Origin of the sequence: Methanobrevibacter sp. UBA212 (assembly GCF_905233225.1) — an archaeon.
GTDB lineage: Archaea > Methanobacteriota > Methanobacteria > Methanobacteriales > Methanobacteriaceae > Methanocatella.
This window is the reverse complement of the sequence record NZ_CAJODJ010000011.1, coordinates 28,994-47,491: the sequence shown is the minus strand read 5'-3', so window position 1 is coordinate 47,491 and position 18,498 is coordinate 28,994. Positions and strand designations below refer to the sequence as shown.

The following is an 18,498-nucleotide window of genomic DNA, read 5'->3' as shown; positions in this document are numbered from 1 at the left end:
ACAACTTATAGAAAATAAAAGCATTACCGAAAGAATTAATGCGAATAACAATCTATCATTTAATTTTTTCGTTTTTTCACCTCCTTCATGCCAAATTGAAACATAGCAAAATCAATTTTTACTATAAGTTTAAATTTGATTTGAGAACATATAAAATTAACTAAACTAAATTTTGTTTTCCTATTATTGAAAAATTGTATACACAAAAAAGATACATTTAAATACTTAATAAACTAAATAAAATTTACCACAATTAAAAGAGGTGATACTAATGCGCAAGATAATGATTTTACTAGCGATAATCGTTGTTGGAATGCTCATTCCAGTGGGATTTTCAACCAATGACTCCCAAGTGGTAATAACCTATGGTGAGACAACATATAACAATGCAAATTATAAAACTACCGTAGACACATTTTTTGAAAATAATGCTGGAGGCAATTTGAAAAACATAGATTCAAAAATCATCACAGCTTCAGACGTTAATAAGATTTCAGGTTCAATTACCGGAAAAACCTACTCTTCAGATCAGGTATTTTCATCCGCACTGGTGGATTTGAAGGAAAATGACAATCTGGAGGTAAGCGTTGACAAATCCAAAATCACAACAATAACAGGAGACATGTACATTTCCGCCCTAAAATCTTCAGGAATTACAGCAGGACATGTTTATGTGACAAGTCCCGTGGAGGCTACCGGAGAATCCGCTCTTGCAGGCATCATGAATTCATATGAAGAGGTAACCGATGTTGAAATTCCGGATACCGTAAAAGAAGCGGCAAACAATGAAATTTATACACAAGCGGAAATTGTCAAAAACTCAAATGTCGATGCCGAGAAGTTATCTGATTTGGTTGATGACGTAAAAGAAGAAGTGAAAGTGAATAATGTTACAGACCACAATACCATCGTGAACATTATCAACAACCATACTGTTACAAACAACATCAACATTACAAACAGCGACATTGAAAACCTTGCAACAAGCATTGAGCAAACACAAAACGTTCAGGGTGACGTAAACACTTACCAAAGCGAAGTGTCTGATGTCATGAACGGCACCAATGCCAGTGAACCAAAAGGACTATTAGATGGATTTTTCAATTAATCCATCATCTTATTTTTTAAATCAATTTTCTCAATTCATTGAGATTAATCTCAATGAACTCTCTATTCTTAGGGTCTGCCAATATTTGATACTGCTTTAGTTTTGTTCGTATGTAAGCCTGCTTCATCAAATTCTGCAAATCCCCAACATCACTATCCAATATAACTTCTAATTTGCCTTTTTGCTCATCATTCATTTTATTCAAATGAGATTCGATTGTCGGTTGGAATTTTCTGACCAGATTGGAATTCTTTTTGGCCATTGCCCTCAATATGAATGACGGAGCCATTGTAAAGAGATGCTGATGCTCTTTTAAATCATCATAGAGACCGTCCCTTAATACTGCGGGCTCGTGAAAATAAAGTGCCCTTGCGTTCAACATACATTTTACTTGAATTTTTTATAAACATAATTAATCCCATTTAACTCCCTTGTTTAAAGCAATTCTTTTTGTTTAATCGAATGATACAACATTATTTTAAAAATATAATGTTTGAACGAAGAATTTATTAAAATTCAATGTCTTTAAACAAATTTTATTTAGATTAACGCCAAATTTTTTCCCCCAAAAAGGTATTATTCGATCAAACATAAAATTCATTGAATTTTAACATCGAATATTTAAATAAATTAATACTAAAAAAATATCAATTTTATTTAAATATTACGATATTTACTTTATATCTGCCCATATTTAAATATATTTGTTTAAATTTGAAAAAGAGAGTAAATTGGTTTATAATATTAAAAAATGAAATTTACGAAGGAAAATTTTAATTTAAGAAAAATTAGAATGTTAAATGAAATTTAAATGAAAATAAGGCAATGAAAAAAATGAAAGTTTCAAGATAAAATTTTCCATAGAACCAACTATGAAATGTTCAATTTTAATTCAGCATTTCAAATTGAAATGAATATTGCTCCAACAATATTCAATCATTCTAAAGAATATATGTTAATCAAGTAGTAATTTATCCCAAGATATCACTATTAATTCCTATTATAATATCATTTTCCATTATAAATTTGCCTTTAAATTCGTTTAGAATGGAGATATCCACGTTTTTTTCTGATTTTTTAATTTTGTGAAGATATTTTAAAAGAGATTTTAAAACATCAATTGAAACGTGTTTTTCAATTTTTTTAATGTTGTGATATATTTCACATAATGTTAACTCGTTATTTGCTTTTTCAATTCCTCTTGTTTTAATTCCTCTGAAATTACGAGATTCCAATAAAGTACCAAAACTAGTTTCAGCAAAATGTGCCCGACCTGCATAAATTTCCTGACCTTCTTTAGAATAATAGAACTCTTTTAAATCGGCAACGCCATCTGCATAAGGTTCATAAAAATATCTTTTGTACTGGGTATTGCATTCATCTTTAAATTTACAAGTGATGCAATAATCAGTATCATATCTCTTTGCTTTTTCGCCATTATTTTTATCAATGATTTTCATTGTAAACAATTCATGAGTGATTGGACATTTATAAGCATCTTTTTCTTTAATGTACTCAAATTCATATTTATTAAGACGTTTAACCTCTTTGATTCCTTTTTTCTCATTTTTCTTTCTTTTATCTTCTTTTAACATTTCCTGCCTTCTACCTGATCTTCTTTTATTTTTCATTTTTTCTTTTTTACGTGATGCATCAGCATCATCAGGGATTAAAATCCTAGTATTTCCTTTTGTTATTTCTTTTAAAAGTTCAGGATCCCAATAACCATTATCCAAACATAGAATAAAATCATCATGGTGCAATCTTGTTGTTGCTAGTTCTACCATTTTTTTGGATTCCCTTTGGTCTATAGGGACATTAGTGATATAATGGGCAATTCTAAAACCATATTTGTTGTCAGTTACTGTTTGATAATTATAGTTCAATCCCATTTTTTTATTTTTTCCAATAATGTGCCTGGATTCAGGATCTACAATACTTATGCTTTTTTCATCGTTAATATTCTCTTCCATATGCTTTATTTTATCCAATACTTTATTAAAATGTTTATCTGATTTTAAACTTTGTTTCAACAAGTGAAATCCGTTAGCATTAAGATTATAATGCAATTCATCGAAAAGATTTTTCAATTCCACTTTTAGGCTATTATTTTCATCATCAAAAAAATAACTATGTAATTTTTTCCATAACTCGGGATTTTTAACATTTTTGATTAGAAATTGCTTTAAATACTCGATTTCATAAGGATACATTATTTTAAAGTTATTACAGTATGCTTTTAGTATTGTTCCATCACCATAAATAATTTCCCCACTAATCAGCCCAGTTACACTTCCCAAATCTATTAAAAATTGATCAAATTTATCTATTAACTTAGTATAATCATTTTTAAATCTATTGAATGTATTTTTTGATGGTTTTTTACAATTCAATAGAAATTGGCAAGTTTCATCGTTGTTATGCATCCATTTTTCTAATTCTCGACAGCTTTCCTTATTATTTTCTTTACCCCAAAAAACAATAGCCAATAATTCTTCAGGTAAATACTTAATAGGTCTTCCAGGTTTTCCTCTTTTAACTTCAAATTCTTTTGGATATAATTCTTTGAAAATTTCTACGAGATATTTTAAATTAAAAACCGCATGATTTCTATTTAAATTAGATCCAACCTTTTTATGTTCAAAACAAGTTTGTACATCCACCATAATTAATCCAACTCATCATCAATTATCGTGAATTAACAAAAAAGAATCTAAAAATACAGACTGTAAAACTATAAATATAACCTTTCAAAATATATATTGATTGTAGGATTATATTTTAAAGATATATTTATTATATTTTTAGAATATCATATTGTATGACATTTTTCGATGAAAAAAATTAGGCCTTTTTTCATCGAATAAATTCATATAAAAACTTTTTTTGCTAATTCATAAGTAAATATTTATTTTTTAATGAATTTAAAACTTTTTATTAAAAATCAGATAGAATTAAAGTATGTTAGAATCTATACATAATGTTGTGAACTTTCACATATAAAACAAGCATCGTTAATTATTCGCATATTTTGCCTGCATCATTTGCAAGCCGCTGAAAGACGCCCCATATTTGTTAAAGAGACTTTCTCATTTGCTTGAACGAAAACATAAAAGACAAATATATCTTAAATCTCTTAAGTTACATTTCAAGTGAAATACTCATCCTGCTTTAACTAAAACTATATCCAGTTGGATAAGCCTTGCGAATAATATTATGGGACGCCCTCTCATATGTAATTTCATTTTCCATGATATCTCCCCTAATTACATCTTTTACTTAATAAAAATTATTCATTTTTTAATAGAAACTCTTTTATATTTACAAAATGATAAATATACTTGGTGAATTTTAATGTTAGAACAATATTTACCTTTTATGGGATTAATAATTTTTGGAAATATAGAAAACCTTATCCTATCATCTCAAGGTGTGGTTCAAGGTGTGGACCCTAAGGTTTTAGGTGGGTTAAGTATTATTGCTGTAATTGCATGGTTAATAATTGGATTTGTAGCAACTGATCTTGCTATACAATACTCCAATTACATCACATTTATTGGAGGACTTGCAATAGTCATTTTAGGACTTATTTCAGTTAAAGATGCAATAATAAACCTAAGAAAAGCAAAAAGAGGTGAATAATATGGTTAATTTAAAAGATTATGCACCATTTACTGGACTGCTAATTTTTGGAAACATTGAAAACCTCATTTTAGCTTCACAAGGTGCTGTGGCTCATGTAAACCCGATTATTTTAAGTGTATTAAGCCTTATAGCTGTAATCATATGGTTACTGCTTGGAACTTATGGAACAAAGATAGCCATCAAATATGCCGATTATATTGAGATTATCGGAGGAGTGGCAATCATTATTTTAGGTTTAGAATCAATTTTTGAGGCAATGGGATTCATATAAATTTAAAATTATGAATAAAAAAAACGAGGTGTAATATGGGTAGAAAAGATATAGGCAATATCCTAGAGATAACGAAAAATGATTTTAAAGCCGCATTTTCAAATCCCATTGTAACAATAGTTCTTATTGCAATAATAATTTTACCGTCCCTTTATGCTCTTTTGAACATATATGCATGCTGGGACCCTTATGGAAATACCGGCGAAGTAGAATTTGCAATTGCCAATCTCGATAATGGCACCTCCTTCGAAGACACAAAAATAAATGTTGGAAATGAACTTGTTAAGGATTTAAAGAACAACACCAAATTCAAATGGACATTTGTCACGGAGGATGAGTTGCGAGATGGGGTGCATAAGGGTGATTATTATGCAGGCATAGTAATACCCAAAAACCTGAGCAAAAACATTGTATCGATTGCGACGGACAACCCCAAACAGGCCAAATTGGAATATATTGTAAATGTTAAGGCCAATCCTGTGGCCGCCAAATTGACCAACACTGCCGCTAACACTGTCTATACCAATCTTAATGCAAGGATTGTTGAATTTATAAACCTTGCTGCATACGGCAAGCTTGGGGAATTGCAGGAAGGTCTTGCTTCAGGAGCAGGCCAGTTATCCGATGGAGGGTCACAACTCCAATCAGGTGCAGACCAGGTATCTTCCGGTGCAGACCAAGTCAATGACGGAGCATCACAGGTTCAGGACGGATCCAAAAAAATTAAACAGGGATCCAATACAATAAAAGAAAAATCAACTCAAATAGAGAAAGGTAAAAAGACTGTTGAAGATGGATCAAATACCCTTCAAGAAAAATCGAACGAACTTCAGCAAGGTGCTGAGGAACTGGAATCCACTGTTGACCCATCCTTAATACCTGAAGGACCTATAAAGGAATATACTGAAGGAACTTCGAAGGTTGCAGACGGAAGCGGTCAGATAGCAGAAGGTTCAAGCAAACTTGCGGAAGGTTCTGTAAAATTGGCTGAAGGTTCATCGAAAATCACCAACGGTAGCGTACTGTTAGCTGAAAAATCCGGTGAATTGGCAGACGGTTCCAATAAGGTCGCAGAAGGTTCAGTAACCCTTGCAGCAGGAGCGGAAATGCTTTCCAATGCAGCAGCACAAGCGTTATTCAGCGCATCAGCTGCTCTTTTCTCATCTGCAGATGCTCTTTCAAGCATTACAGGAATCAACGAAACATTGCTCGGAGACTATTTCTTCTCACCGGTCAAATTGGAAACAAATGAACTGTTTTCAGTGCCGGATTATGGATCTAACGTATCTCCATTTTATATCGCATTGTCAATGTGGGTCGGTGCTTTAATTACTTGTGTAATGATGGAACCTAAATCAAGTGTTGGAACCAAATATTCCCCATTTGAAATGTATGCCGGCAAACTGCTGATTTATGTGACAATGAGTATCCTGCAAGCCTGCGTAACTCTGATTGGAGCGCATATCCTGGGAGTCTATGTCGATAATTATCCGTTGTTCTACTTATCGGCAATATTGGTATCGGTAGTGTTCATGATACTGATGTATTCCATGATTTCGGCCATAGGAACAGTTGGAAAAGGAGTTGCAGTGCTTCTTTTAGTACTTCAGATATCTGCAACGGGAGGAATTTACCCTATCGAAATAATGGCGAAATTTTTCCATTACATACATCCATATATGCCAATGACGTATGCGATTAATCTATTGCGTGAGGCGCAGCTTGGAGTTGTCTGGTCAAATTACATTCCATCATTGATAATCCTTTTAGTAATTGGAGTTGCAACAGTTATTGTTTCAGTTCTTGTTAAAGAAAAAGCAGACAAACCTTCAAAATACTTTGAAGACCGTTTAGAGGATAGTGGATTATTTTAGAAGTTATTCCAATAACTTCTAATTATTTTTTTAGAAAAGGTGATAACAAAATGAAAAGAAAGAGTTTACTGATTATTTTATTGGTTGCTTGCATGATTTTTAGTGTTTCCAGTGTTGTAGCTAGTGACGTTGATGACGCATTAGCTAATGACGGAAATGATACTTCCTTAGCCAGTGATGAAAACAATTTTGTTGTCAGTAACGACATTGATGATATGAAAGCATCCAGCAATGTTGAAAATCAGCCGTTAAAGGAAAGCAGCACAGATGACGGAACTTTCACATCATTACAACTAAAAATCCTTTCAGCAGATGACAGAAGCACAGTCACCCTATACAATGACTACAAGTACAATGATGACTTTAAACTCACTAGCGGAATTTTCATCAATAAGGACATAACCATCGACGGCAACGGACATAGCATTGATGCAATGGGCAAATCCAGAATTTTCAATATCAACTATGGTATAGGCATAAAGCAACACCAGGTCACATTGAAAAACATCAACTTCAAAAATGGACATGCCAATATTTACGGCGGTGCAATTTTAAACTTTGCACACCTGACAGTTGACCACTGTACTTTCACAGGCAACAATGCCGGAACTGCTGCCGGAGCCATTAATTCTTTAGGCGTTTTAAACTTAAAGAATTCTGTATTCAACAGAAATTCCGCAGGAGGAGATGCAGGCGCAGTCTTTTCACTGACATTCCAAAAAAGTCAACTGTTCTTTTACCAATATTTTGAAGGCCGCAATGCAACCGAGGATTCAAACCTCCTTTTTACATTGATGCAGGCACCTGTTGAACATAGTAAAGATACAATATCCAACTGTGTATTCACCAACAACATAGCCAATGGCCGTGGTGGAGGAGCAATCTATGCATTCTCCCACATAGACATCAGTTCATGCACATTCACTTCAAACAAAGCAGGTGAAAATGGAGGCGCAGTATTTGGAAACAAGGATCTCTTCATAAGAAATTCCAACTTCAAGTACAACACCGTATCAAAATATGGCGGTGCAGTTTACTTCAGATGCCATGAAACTACAAGCAAACTTGTAAACGGCAAATGGGTTTCAGGAGTTAAATTCTACAATAACCGGATTGAATCATCAACATTTCTAAAAAATGTTGCAAAACGTGGTGGAGCCGTTTATGGATTTAAATACAGTGCTTCAGACAAAATACATGGCGCTAAAGCAGTGAAATGTACCTTTGAAGAAAACAAGGCACAAAAAGGCAGAGACATATATGGAGGAAAAACATCAGAATGTACCTTCATCTACTACAAGGTGACACTGAAAAAGGCCACCGTTAAAAAATCCGCCAAAAAGCTTGTCCTTAAGGCAACCTTGAAGAAGGGCAAAAAAGTAGCAAAGGGCAAAAAAGTCACATTTAAATTCAAAGGCAAAAAATACACTGCAAAAACCAATAAAAAAGGTATTGCCAAAGTAACAATTAAGAAATCTGTCCTTAAAAAGCTTAAGGTTGGCAAAAAAGTAAAATATACCGCCACCTACAAGGCATTTTCAGGAAAGGTAACCGCCAAAAAAACAGTTAAAGTCAAAAAGTAAATGTTTAAACATTTACTTATTTTATTTTTTAAATCAATTTCAGACCATCATATTATCAAAAATACGCTTATTTTAAATATACATTATACTAGTTTTTAGTGATTTAAAGTATCGCTTCATTCATTAAATTAAAAGACCAAAACAAAAGCAACAATCTAATTTGTCAAATCTATATCAAACCACTTGTGAATGAAAAGTTAACAAACAACAGGGTCACTTTGACTTTCCACCCTATTGAATAGCCATTTAACAAATCCATAGTAAACAAAAGCGAAGACAATCTCTTCAATCGATAATGCAAGCAAAAGACATAATCCAAACGGAAGTACCCCCTTACCTAAAACCAAAACAGCAACCTTCAATCCCAATTTGAATGTGTTCAGCACCAGAGGATAATAACTTTTTCCAAAACCATCCACCATTTTTGCGGGAATGGCTGAAAAAGGCCTGGATATGAGGATGACCGCTCCGAAAATCGCAATCCAAAAAATGGAGGTTTCCATATTAACCACAGAAAACGATTGATAGACATAGTCACGCATCAAAAAGAATGCGAAACTGACAATGATTGATGTGGCAAGATTGACCTTAAGCACATACCGATAAAGATCCCTCGCCCTTTCGAATTTTTTGGCACCGTACAAATGTCCTGAAACAGACATTATTCCATTACCGAAAGCTTCAGTCGGGGTTTTAAGCAAATCCTCAATTTTGCTGGATACGGAAAACAGCAGCACACCAACCTGACCCATCTGTTGGAAAAGCAGTGCATTGACAAAAACTGAAACGGAACACCTTACAATATCATCACAAAGATTAGGAATGCCCACCTTTAAAATTTCATAAATGATATGCATTTTAAACTTGAAATACTTTAAGCTTAATGGAATCTTTGTTCGTCCGGAAAAATACAGAAACAGGAATATGCAAACGGAAAATACTGAAGAAATGACTGTGGCATATGCAGCTCCTGAAACACCCAACTTTAAATTAAATATGAAAATAGGGTCCAAAGCCAAATTCAAAAGGTTTGAAATAATAATTATGATGGTCGGACTTTTAGAGTCTCCCTCAGACTGAAGGGTATTGCTGAAGAGATCTGATAACATCAATACACTTGCACCTAAAAAAAGGGGAAACAGATACTGCTTAGCCAATTCAACAGATTCTGATACGTCCATAAACTTCAATACTTCATTTAAAAAAAACGCCAAGATTATAAAAGCAACCGAAACGATGACGCTTATGAGAATTCCATGAATCAGCGCGTTGTATGATTCATCATAACTATCATGACCGATATAACGAGAAATTATTGAATTAGACCCTTCACCAATTGCATCCCCAATAGAATAGATTAAAAGTAGAATTGGAGCGGAAACCCCCATAGCCACAACTGCATCACTGCTTATGGATGATACCCACATCATATCCACCAAAGCGGAAATGCCGTCAAACATGACAAAACACATTATTGGTACAGTCAATTTCCAGAATGATTTAATTGGGTTGGTGACTAAATCAATGTTTTTATGCATATTATTAATTTTAAATTGAAGGATATTAAATATTTTTTTAATAATTGTGAATTTCTTTCGTTTCACAATATTTTTTAAAATAATCTAAAAATGGTTAAATTCAGTACCGAAGTATTCACGTACCTTCTCAAGCTCTTCAGGAATATTTATGTGCTGAGTGCACAACGGCAAACATTCCTCACACTTACGGCAGCTGTCGGCTCTTGAACCCCGGTCAATCACTGAGAAATACTGCATGGCACTTGCCTTAGGGTCCTTCATCATCTGAGCGATGTTGTATTCATTGAAGCAGTTAATAATATCCACTCCATTAGGACAAGGCATGCAATAACCGCATTTTGTACATTCATTTCCCAAGGTGGAAGCCTTGTATTGTCTTGCAACATCATTTATCAGTTCCTGATCATATTCGCTGATAACATCTTCATGTGAAGCATATCTTATATTTTCCTTTACCTGATTTAAACTGCTCATTCCACTTAAAACGCAATCGACATCGTCACGATTCCACAGGTATTGAAATGCCCATTCTACGGGAGTTCTTTCAACTTCAGATATTTCCCACAACACAGTAACCTCTTCAGGAACATGGTTGATTAATCTGCCTCCCCTCAAAGGCTCCATAATCATTGTCCCGATGTCATTCTTCTTTAAATATTGAAGGCCGTCGGCTCCTGACTGGTAGTATTCGTCCAGGTAATTCATTTGAGTCAAAACAACTTCCCATTTAGGATATTCCTCCAAAATCTCAGTCAGAAGATCCAATCCAACATGCGCTGAAAATCCTACATGCTTAACCTTTCCGGAACTTAAGCAATCATCCAGAAAGTCCATTACACCCAAATTCTTTACCTTATTCCATCCGGAGGCATTTAATGAGTGCAACAGGTAAACATCAAGATAATCTGTTTGCAGTTTTTCAAGCTGCTTATCCAAAAATGATTCAAAATCCTTTTTCTCTGAAATGAACCATGTAGGAGATTTTGTTTGAAGGATCACTTCATCCCTTAAGTTGTTTTCTTTAAAGTATTCGCCTAAAAATATTTCACCATTTCCATTGCCGGCCAAAGTGTCATTATGATATGGAAAAGCGGTGTCAAATATGTTGATTCCATTCTCAATTGCATAATCAAACATTTTAGTTGCTTCCTCCTCATCAATATCGGCATTGGAATAGAGTGTCGGAAGTCTCATGGTTCCAAAACCCAATCTTGAAACCTTTAAGCCTGTTTTTCCGAGCGTATTATATATCATTGACATCACATAAAATTAAGTTATTTTTCAACACATGTTTTTTTATATATCAATTAAGAATATATTTAATAACATATTTAATACTATGCAATTATGAATGTTTTTAGGCAAAGGAATATTTTTTAAAAAAATAGTAGTTAAAATTTGAAAATTAATTAATATTTTGGCATGTTAAGAGTAACCCACATTCTGTTCATCAGCATTCATCTTAGCGAACTACCTTGCCTACACAAGCGATTATCGGCAACTTTGCTCTTGCATCCTACGGAATGGCCGTTTCACCGTTTCTTTTAATGTCCTCAATTAAATATCATCGTCCACCATTAAAAGCCGTGTCGTTTCTGCTCCAGAATCATACTTCTCAGTATACGTTTTTCAACGCCGTAGTCTTGTTTGATGTGCGGAGTTTCCTTAGTTAAAAAAATAACCAGCAGCCGTCTTTAACTTGCCAAAAAATATTAATTAAAATTAGCAGGGCCTAGATATGAGCCCTGCGGGTTCACCAGACTACCCCACCCTGCTATATGAAAATCAGTAACATTATTATTTAAGTTACTATTAATATATAAAGTTTTCGTAAAATGGAAAGAAATCAAAGAAAATAATATTAGTTATTTTCTAATGATTCGATTCTTTTATCCAAGTCGTTAAGCTTTTCTTCAGTTAACTTTTGGAACTCTTCAGAAGATTTCTTGAATTCATTGAAATCTTTTTCCAGACTATCCACATTGGCAGTGGTTTGTGAAAATTTGGTTTGAAGATCTTCCACATCCTCAGTGGTAGCCAAAGACCAGTCCTTAATTAACTCTTCGCTTTTAGCATCCAAAAATGCATCAATTTTATTGGAAAAAGCATCAGTGTTTAAAGCGGACATGTCGATATCACTTAATTTGACTTTGATTCTTTTACCTACAGAATCACCTTTTTCGGAAGGTTTATCTTTAGATAAATCTGAATAATCTGAAGAATTGCTTAAAACTTCATCCATATGTGCATCTGCACTTGTTGGAACATAAGAACGTAATTTGTCCATAGTGGCAGGACTATTCAATAAATAATAATAAACTAAAACTGCAATTGCAACAATTAGAATCATAATTGCAACCACTTCTACAGCTTCCATATTCTCACCTATTTCATTCCTTTAAGTTTCTTTTCTTTTTCTTCAATTTCTGTAAGCATTTTTTCAAGTTTTTTACGTTCGGTTTCAGCTTCCAATCTCGCTAATCTTTCATTGATTTCGGAATGAAGGAACCCAACGCGACTTCTTGCTTCAGTTGTAGATTGTCTAATTTCAGAAAGACGATCCTGTTGGTCTTGCGGCAATGGAATAGGATTATCCATTAATCTTTTAGATTCTATGTCTTTTTCAACCATGGACATTTTCTTAAGCTCAATTTCCTTTTCAAGAATTGCAATTGAATTTTTGGATTGAGCAATCTTTCTCCATTGGAAAACAATGATAATTAATACAAAGGCTACGATAACCAAAACAATTAGTAAAAACATTTGGTCAGGTATTGTAGGAATATCCATTTTTTAACCTCCAATTAATATATAATGTATACTAATAAATTAATATATAAACTTTATCAATTAAATATTTAATTGATTAACACGGAAGGTAAAAATTTATGATGGAATCTTATATACAATCAGGAAAAATCGCTTCAAAAATACGTGACGAAGCTTCAAAAATGATAAAAGAAGGAACATTGGTCATTGACCTGGTGGAATATGTAGAAAGCGAAATATTAAAGTCCGGCGCTGAAATTGCATTTCCATGCAACGTATCATTGAATGAAGTGGCTGCACATTATACTTCTCCAGCAAATGACAAAACCGTAATTAATGCGGGAGACATGGTAAAATTGGATTTGGGAGCAATGGTTGACGGATATATTGCAGATACCGCCATTACAATAATAGCTGATGGAAACATTGATGAAAATTACACACAGGATGAAATAAACCTGCATGAAGAGATAGTTGAAGCGTCCGAAGCAGGTCTTGAAGCTGCAATCGCAACCGCAAGGGCAGGAATTGAAGTGTCAAAGATTGGTGAAGCTGTCCATGAAGCAATTTCCGAGTACAAATTAAATCCGATATTCAATTTAACCGGCCACAGCCTAGAACAGAATAACCTCCATGCAGGAATATCAATCCCAAACTATGACAATCATGACCACTACATTTTAGAGGAAGGCCAGGCGGTGGCAATCGAACCGTTTGCAACAAACGGAGAGGGAATCGTAAACGACGCCCCGGGACACTATATTTTCTCATACCTGAAAAACAGGCCTTTCAGAATGAAAAGTACACAGAGGGTTCTGAAATATATTCAGCACAATCACAGGTTTGTTCCGTTTTCCGGAAGATGGATTACAGATGAATTTGGTGAGAGAAAAGGAAGCATTGCCTTAAAGCAATTGTCAGATGCGATGGCCGTATATGCATATGCTCCTTTGCGTGAAAAGCAGAACTGCTTCGTAAGCCAAAAGGAACACACCATAATCGTTGAAAAAGAAGGGTGTACAGTTACAACCATTTAAAAAAAAAAGGAAAAGAGATATCTCTTTTCTTACCAATTTTGTGAATATTCATAGTTTACTTTGGATTTCTTGTATATTACTACGATTTTAAACTTGCCTGTTTTTTTAGGATTTTTAAGTTTGAATATTGCAATTCCTTTCTTGTTTGTTTTTGCCTTATATGTTTTTTTGTTGAATTTAACTTTGATGACTTTATTCTTTTTGTTTTTGCCAAGGAATTTGACCTGGAACTTGATTTTTGAACCCGGTTTAACCTTGCCTGTTTTTGCCTTAATAACATCCTTGACAGTCACATAATTGCCTATCCTAAAATCCTTATACTGCGCATAGATTGCATATGTTCCAGGTTTTGCAGTTATCTTAAAAGATGCATAACCGTTTTTATCTGTGCTTCTGACATATTTCTTACCATTTAAGGTAAAAGTAACTTTTTGACCCGCTTTTACTGGATTTCCATTATCATCGAAAACGCGAACCTTATATGCGTTGCCATTGTCATAGTACATCTTAATGTTTTTTCCGCCGGTAACAACATCAAATACCTTAATGTTTGCTGAATCAACATAATTGTTAGTCGGATTTAATGCAGAAATCTTGTGGTTTCCGTTATTTATTAATATTTTCAATAATGCAACACCATTTGAATCTGTATCTACCCGGTAATCATTATAGTCATCCACTTCAAAAAGAACATTGGTGTTTTTCAATGGACTACCACTGGTATCATAAAAAGTAGCGGAATATTCTATTGCACCATTATACCTCTTGGTAACCTTCCCCATCACAATTGTTTTGATCTCATCGCCAACAACATCGGAATCATCACTGTAGGCTACAATATCTTCAGAAGCAGCAGCCAATGTGTTCTGTGGAGCATAATCAAGTTCCACCAGATTATCATCCACTTCAGAAACCGCTTGAGTAATATTCTCATCAACCGCAAATGCAAAATTTATTGACAGTAAAAATACAATTGCAATTAGAAAAACAAGTAATCTATTAAATTTCATATTACACCTCACTGTTAGATATATCTAACAGAAATAGTATTTAAAGATTAATTTAAAAAAAGTATGTTTTAATTGAAGATAATTAAAAAATAAAAAAAAGAAAGAAGTGGAATTAGTATTCCACAGGAAGTGGTAATCCCATTTTTGCTCTTCTTTCACGTTCTTTGCCGTTTTTGTCCTTTTTACCTTTAGCTAATTTTTCAAGTAAGCCAAGACCAGGTTTTACGTCGTCCATTGGTTTTGTTTCAATTAAACCAGCGTCAACAGCAGCTTTGAATATTGATTCACCGTCGTCGGTTCTGGTTAAAACAGTGGACCATCCGTCAGGGGATCCTACAGAACCGGTTGATACGTCAGCCCATTCACATACGTAATCCATACAGATGTTACATCCAGCTTGTTCATATCCGTGGGTTTCTTTAATAGCTAAACCAGAGTCTTCGCCGTCTTTGGTTAACCAGAATTTACCTTTACCGATGTCCATTTTGGTAGCATCTTGTAAGGAGTCAAATCCTAATTTTGCGGTTGCGAAAGTATCAAGAGAAGCCATAGGGAAGTTTTCCATACAGTAGATACCTATGATTAATTTGATTTTATCAGCAACAAATCTTGCAAATGGGTAAGCTTGTGCTTTTCTTAAACCTTGGGTTTGACATGGGGTTGATACAACACCAACTTTTTCTAAACCATATTGACGGGTAGCTTCTTTAACAGCAGATAAGGTTGGGGACATTGAGTATTTGGTACCTGCTGCTGCGATAACTTCATCAGCGGAAGTTACTACAGTAGGAATAGGTCTCCAATCTTCATCAGGAGTTCCAGCTACAACTGCACCTTCAATGATTCCTTCATCGATTGCATAACAGAGTAATGCTGAAACAATTCCTCCGTCTTGTGATACATCAGTAATTTTGCTATCAGTAGCTCTTGCAGATAATGCTTCTTTATAAGTTCCTAATGGCATGTTCAATCCTCCTATAATCCAGTTTCCTCTTTAATTCTCTTTATAGGTAACCATGCTCTTGGACACATTGCATAACAAGATCCACATTTAATACATCTGTCTCTATCACAGCTAGGTCTACCTTCAGAAAAGCCCATAGCTCTTGTAGGACAAGCTAGAGCACAAGTTCCACATCCACTACATAATCCGTTACGGATTATATTGGTTAACACGTCACAGCCACATCCGGTGTTACAAGCAGCTTTATCAATAGCAGGTTGTAAGTATTCCATGTCTCCGTTACATAATGCAACAACTGTTTTTGCAATCATTTCAGGAGCTACAGGACAACCAGGGAGTGCACAGTCAACTTTTACTAAAGAACTGATTGGTGCGAAAGATTCATGTTTAGGTTGTGCTTGTTGGCCTCCACGTGCGAAGGTTGTGAAACAACCGGTCATAGCACAGGAACCGAATGCACAGATTAAAGCAGATTTTTCTCTTGCCATTAATAATTCTTGTACACTGTGTTCATCTTGTAAACATACGGATCCTTCAATTAAACATAAGTCCATTTCAGGCATTTCTTCAGCGTAAGTACCGTGAACCCATTTGTCTACTAAAGTTTGTCCGTAAACAATATCAATCATGTCGGTTAATACGGTAGATAAAATGTCGTAGTTTTCGGTTAAAGACATTGCATCTCCAGTACAACCACTTAAGTGAATGTAACCAATACGTGGTTTAGCTGCAGCTTTTGTTTCTTCTGCAGGAGCAGCTTCAACAGGTTTTTCAGGAGCAGCTTCAACTTTTTCTTCTACTTTAGGTGCGATTTCTTCTTGGTTGGAACCGCCTAAAGCTTTTTTCAATTTATCAAACATTATTTTACCCCAATTTCTTTTAAAATAATATCTATAGTTTTAGGAACAGCCTTAATTACGGGTTCTGTTAAACCCAAATCCACATCCGGAGTTGGAATCAAAGCAGGTTTGCAACCTACAACAACCACTTCACATTTTTCAGATATTTTTTGAAGCGGTTCTTCAACAGTCATTCCGTGAGGATTGTCATATTTTCCTATTTTCATTATGTTCGGATCAAACACATCAACGGTTCCAGGTTCCGCATCAAATTCTACAACATCAATAACTATCAGTTTTTTCCAATCATATTCCTCATACAATGGGAAAAAGTTTGTTGGAGCTGCAGTTCCGCCGTCAATGAACTGGATACTGTCAGGTAATGTTATTCCTTCAAATTTTTGCTGGATTTCAGCCAATATATCCTTGTCGAATTCATCTTCAACATAAGCTGTGACGGCCGGGTCATAATAATCATTTTGGTCGTCGCAATATTTCTGCAACAAGTTTATGATGACCGGACCGAATCCATCATCTTTAAATAATACATTTCCGCATCCTATGACAATAATCTCCGAATCATAAGGCATTTAAATTTTCCTCCACTATTTAGATTCTCACCATTTCATTTTTGAGAATGGATTTGTCTTCATCGTCAACTACCATTACATGAGTAGCACAGGATAAACATGGATCGTAAGCTCTGATTACATGTGGACCTAACTCATGATGGAATCCTTCGGTTGCAGGACCCATGGTTGGAATGTTCCAAGTAGTTGGTACAATAGCTGAGTAGAATTGGGTTTTTCCTTCTTTGACTTGAGCCATGTGTACATCAGTTCCTCTAGGACCTTCAATAACACCAAATCCAAGTTCACCAGTTCCTCTCTTATCGTAAGATACGTTTGCAGGTGCTGCAGTATCAATTGCATCTAATGCTTCCATACAAGCGTCGTAATTTTTCAACATTTCTTGAGCACGAGCGAGATGTTGAGCAACTACACCTTTGTCTTTGAAGCCTGAGAATTTTTCCATTCTTGCTCTTGGACCAGTTTCAACATTGACACCTTCCCATAATGGAATTACTGAACATGCTTTTGTACCGATTTCCGGATCATCATACCATGCTTCAGGCAATACTTCTGAGAATTTGTCCATATCGAATTCGTTGGTACCGTAAGTTGCATCCATAGCCATTAAAGGTTGGTCAACAACACCTAAATCTGCAGGTAAACCAGCTTCCTGAACACAGTTTGCAATAAATTCAACGTGTGCGTCAAGTTTTGGTTTTAAGGCAGTCATTCTTTCGATTAATCTTTCTTTAGTGAATGGTGTAATGTTTCTTGCCATTCCTCCAACCCTAATATCGGATGGGTGGATACCTTCACCGGCAATCATGTCAACAACATATTGAACATGTTTTCTTACTTCACTTACGCTGTTAACTGCATCTGCGAATTTGTCTTCAGGGACAACGTCAGGTGCAACTAAGAAGTGGTGAATTGCTGCACTGTTAATTCCGTGTGCTGCTGCAACAGCTTTTCTTAACAATTTAGCTGCTTTAGGAATTTCGATACCTAAAGCCATGTCCATAGCTTCTGCGGATGCTAAAGTGTGTGGAATAGGACATACTCCACAGATTCTTTGACATAAAACAGGAGCGGTTTCAGGTGCTTTGTTAAGAACCATCTTTTCTAAACCCCTTACAGGAGTTATACTTAAATACATACCTTTTGTAACAATCCCTTCATCGTCTACTTCCATGACGAGTTCGGCATGGCCCTCTTGACGAGTTGTAGGGGATATAACTACTCTATCTTTCAAATATGTCACCTCAATTATAAATTAGAAACTAACATT

Annotated in this window: 17 protein-coding genes and 1 other RNA gene; 6 read left to right on the top strand and 12 right to left on the bottom strand. The window is 34.8% G+C overall.

From position 1 onward, the window contains the following. Window positions 1-271 precede the first annotated feature (271 nt). The gene (locus QZ138_RS03835; protein WP_292886409.1) at window positions 272-1,108 is read left to right on the top strand and encodes a DUF1002 domain-containing protein; all 837 of its coding nucleotides are present in this window, start codon (window positions 272-274) and stop codon (window positions 1,106-1,108) included. A 16-nt stretch (window positions 1,109-1,124) separates the two neighbouring features. Here the strand turns inward: QZ138_RS03835 and QZ138_RS03830 are convergent, their stop codons facing one another. Further along, window positions 1,125-1,490, bottom strand: a complete 366-nt coding sequence (locus QZ138_RS03830; protein ID WP_292886406.1) for a hypothetical protein — start codon at window positions 1,488-1,490, stop codon at window positions 1,125-1,127. A 589-nt stretch (window positions 1,491-2,079) separates the two neighbouring features. Next, window positions 2,080-3,774: a transposase gene (locus QZ138_RS03825; protein ID WP_292886403.1), complete on the bottom strand. Its 1,695-nt coding sequence runs from the start codon at window positions 3,772-3,774 to the stop codon at window positions 2,080-2,082. A 688-nt stretch (window positions 3,775-4,462) separates the two neighbouring features. Here QZ138_RS03825 and QZ138_RS03820 point away from each other — a divergent pair. Genes QZ138_RS03820 through QZ138_RS03805 form a run of 4 tightly spaced genes read left to right on the top strand, consistent with a single transcriptional unit; the run spans window position 4,463 to window position 8,481 of the window. Beyond that, the gene (locus QZ138_RS03820) at window positions 4,463-4,750 is read left to right on the top strand and encodes a hypothetical protein (protein ID WP_292602205.1); all 288 of its coding nucleotides are present in this window, start codon (window positions 4,463-4,465) and stop codon (window positions 4,748-4,750) included. A gap of 1 nt (window position 4,751) precedes the next feature. Further along, window positions 4,752-5,024: a hypothetical protein gene (locus QZ138_RS03815; protein ID WP_292886400.1), complete on the top strand. Its 273-nt coding sequence runs from the start codon at window positions 4,752-4,754 to the stop codon at window positions 5,022-5,024. A 35-nt stretch (window positions 5,025-5,059) separates the two neighbouring features. Further along, on the top strand, window positions 5,060-6,898 hold the full coding sequence (locus QZ138_RS03810) for a YhgE/Pip domain-containing protein (RefSeq protein WP_292886397.1): 1,839 nt from the start codon (window positions 5,060-5,062) through the stop codon (window positions 6,896-6,898). A 50-nt stretch (window positions 6,899-6,948) separates the two neighbouring features. Beyond that, on the top strand, window positions 6,949-8,481 hold the full coding sequence (locus QZ138_RS03805; protein WP_292886394.1) for a hypothetical protein: 1,533 nt from the start codon (window positions 6,949-6,951) through the stop codon (window positions 8,479-8,481). A 197-nt stretch (window positions 8,482-8,678) separates the two neighbouring features. Here QZ138_RS03805 and QZ138_RS03800 read toward each other — a convergent pair whose 3' ends face one another. The 5 genes from QZ138_RS03800 to QZ138_RS03780 all read right to left on the bottom strand — a co-directional run bounded on the left by QZ138_RS03800 (window position 8,679) and on the right by QZ138_RS03780 (window position 12,809). Then, the gene (locus QZ138_RS03800) at window positions 8,679-10,019 is read right to left on the bottom strand and encodes an MATE family efflux transporter (protein ID WP_292886391.1); all 1,341 of its coding nucleotides are present in this window, start codon (window positions 10,017-10,019) and stop codon (window positions 8,679-8,681) included. 84 nt (window positions 10,020-10,103) lie between these two features. Further along, the gene (locus QZ138_RS03795) at window positions 10,104-11,273 is read right to left on the bottom strand and encodes an aldo/keto reductase (RefSeq protein WP_292886388.1); all 1,170 of its coding nucleotides are present in this window, start codon (window positions 11,271-11,273) and stop codon (window positions 10,104-10,106) included. 166 nt (window positions 11,274-11,439) lie between these two features. Continuing rightward, window positions 11,440-11,722, bottom strand: an RNA gene (gene rnpB, locus QZ138_RS03790) — RNase P RNA component. A gap of 158 nt (window positions 11,723-11,880) precedes the next feature. Beyond that, window positions 11,881-12,396 carry a hypothetical protein gene (locus QZ138_RS03785; RefSeq protein ID WP_292602222.1) on the bottom strand — a complete coding sequence of 172 codons (516 nt, stop codon included), beginning with the start codon at window positions 12,394-12,396 and terminating at the stop codon, window positions 11,881-11,883. An 8-nt stretch (window positions 12,397-12,404) separates the two neighbouring features. Then, window positions 12,405-12,809, bottom strand: coding sequence for a hypothetical protein (locus QZ138_RS03780; protein ID WP_292602225.1), 405 nt, complete (start codon window positions 12,807-12,809; stop codon window positions 12,405-12,407). Window positions 12,810-12,907: 98 nt separating this feature from the next. Between QZ138_RS03780 and map the strand changes: the two genes are divergently transcribed. Next, window positions 12,908-13,825 carry a type II methionyl aminopeptidase gene (gene map / locus QZ138_RS03775; RefSeq protein WP_292886385.1) on the top strand — a complete coding sequence of 306 codons (918 nt, stop codon included), beginning with the start codon at window positions 12,908-12,910 and terminating at the stop codon, window positions 13,823-13,825. Between the two features lie 29 nt (window positions 13,826-13,854). Here the strand turns inward: map and QZ138_RS03770 are convergent, their stop codons facing one another. The 5 genes from QZ138_RS03770 to frhA form a co-directional block, all read right to left on the bottom strand. Next, on the bottom strand, window positions 13,855-14,835 hold the full coding sequence (locus QZ138_RS03770; protein ID WP_292886382.1) for a hypothetical protein: 981 nt from the start codon (window positions 14,833-14,835) through the stop codon (window positions 13,855-13,857). Between the two features lie 112 nt (window positions 14,836-14,947). Beyond that, window positions 14,948-15,799 carry a coenzyme F420 hydrogenase subunit beta gene (frhB, locus tag QZ138_RS03765; RefSeq protein WP_292886379.1) on the bottom strand — a complete coding sequence of 284 codons (852 nt, stop codon included), beginning with the start codon at window positions 15,797-15,799 and terminating at the stop codon, window positions 14,948-14,950. Between the two features lie 11 nt (window positions 15,800-15,810). After that, complete coding sequence (frhG, locus tag QZ138_RS03760) at window positions 15,811-16,659, bottom strand: coenzyme F420 hydrogenase subunit gamma (RefSeq protein ID WP_292886376.1); 849 nt, start codon at window positions 16,657-16,659, stop codon at window positions 15,811-15,813. Beyond that, window positions 16,659-17,228 carry a hydrogenase maturation protease gene (locus QZ138_RS03755; protein WP_292886373.1) on the bottom strand — a complete coding sequence of 190 codons (570 nt, stop codon included), beginning with the start codon at window positions 17,226-17,228 and terminating at the stop codon, window positions 16,659-16,661. The genes frhG and QZ138_RS03755 overlap by 1 nt, the downstream gene beginning before the upstream one ends. Before the next feature lie 19 nt (window positions 17,229-17,247). Then, a complete protein-coding gene (frhA, locus tag QZ138_RS03750) occupies window positions 17,248-18,462 on the bottom strand; it encodes a coenzyme F420 hydrogenase subunit alpha (protein WP_292886370.1) in 1,215 nt (404 codons plus the stop codon). Between the last annotated feature and the right edge of the window lie 36 nt (window positions 18,463-18,498).

What these genes read in the sequence shown, in the direction of transcription:
- QZ138_RS03785 (WP_292602222.1), bottom strand. Translation starts at nt 12,396, where the DNA reads ATGGAAGCTGTAGAAGTGGTTGCAATTATGATTCTAATTGTTGCAATT.
- QZ138_RS03815 (WP_292886400.1), top strand. Translation starts at nt 4,752, where the DNA reads ATGGTTAATTTAAAAGATTATGCACCATTTACTGGACTGCTAATTTTT.
- QZ138_RS03770 (WP_292886382.1), bottom strand. Translation starts at nt 14,835, where the DNA reads ATGAAATTTAATAGATTACTTGTTTTTCTAATTGCAATTGTATTTTTA.
- QZ138_RS03780 (WP_292602225.1), bottom strand. Translation starts at nt 12,809, where the DNA reads ATGGATATTCCTACAATACCTGACCAAATGTTTTTACTAATTGTTTTG.
- frhB (WP_292886379.1), bottom strand. Translation starts at nt 15,799, where the DNA reads ATGCCATTAGGAACTTATAAAGAAGCATTATCTGCAAGAGCTACTGAT.
- QZ138_RS03810 (WP_292886397.1), top strand. Translation starts at nt 5,060, where the DNA reads ATGGGTAGAAAAGATATAGGCAATATCCTAGAGATAACGAAAAATGAT.
- map (WP_292886385.1), top strand. Translation starts at nt 12,908, where the DNA reads ATGATGGAATCTTATATACAATCAGGAAAAATCGCTTCAAAAATACGT.
- QZ138_RS03835 (WP_292886409.1), top strand. Translation starts at nt 272, where the DNA reads ATGCGCAAGATAATGATTTTACTAGCGATAATCGTTGTTGGAATGCTC.
- QZ138_RS03755 (WP_292886373.1), bottom strand. Translation starts at nt 17,228, where the DNA reads ATGCCTTATGATTCGGAGATTATTGTCATAGGATGCGGAAATGTATTA.
- QZ138_RS03825 (WP_292886403.1), bottom strand. Translation starts at nt 3,774, where the DNA reads ATGGTGGATGTACAAACTTGTTTTGAACATAAAAAGGTTGGATCTAAT.
- QZ138_RS03805 (WP_292886394.1), top strand. Translation starts at nt 6,949, where the DNA reads ATGAAAAGAAAGAGTTTACTGATTATTTTATTGGTTGCTTGCATGATT.
- frhG (WP_292886376.1), bottom strand. Translation starts at nt 16,659, where the DNA reads ATGTTTGATAAATTGAAAAAAGCTTTAGGCGGTTCCAACCAAGAAGAA.
- QZ138_RS03795 (WP_292886388.1), bottom strand. Translation starts at nt 11,273, where the DNA reads ATGATATATAATACGCTCGGAAAAACAGGCTTAAAGGTTTCAAGATTG.
- QZ138_RS03820 (WP_292602205.1), top strand. Translation starts at nt 4,463, where the DNA reads ATGTTAGAACAATATTTACCTTTTATGGGATTAATAATTTTTGGAAAT.
- QZ138_RS03830 (WP_292886406.1), bottom strand. Translation starts at nt 1,490, where the DNA reads ATGTTGAACGCAAGGGCACTTTATTTTCACGAGCCCGCAGTATTAAGG.
- QZ138_RS03800 (WP_292886391.1), bottom strand. Translation starts at nt 10,019, where the DNA reads ATGCATAAAAACATTGATTTAGTCACCAACCCAATTAAATCATTCTGG.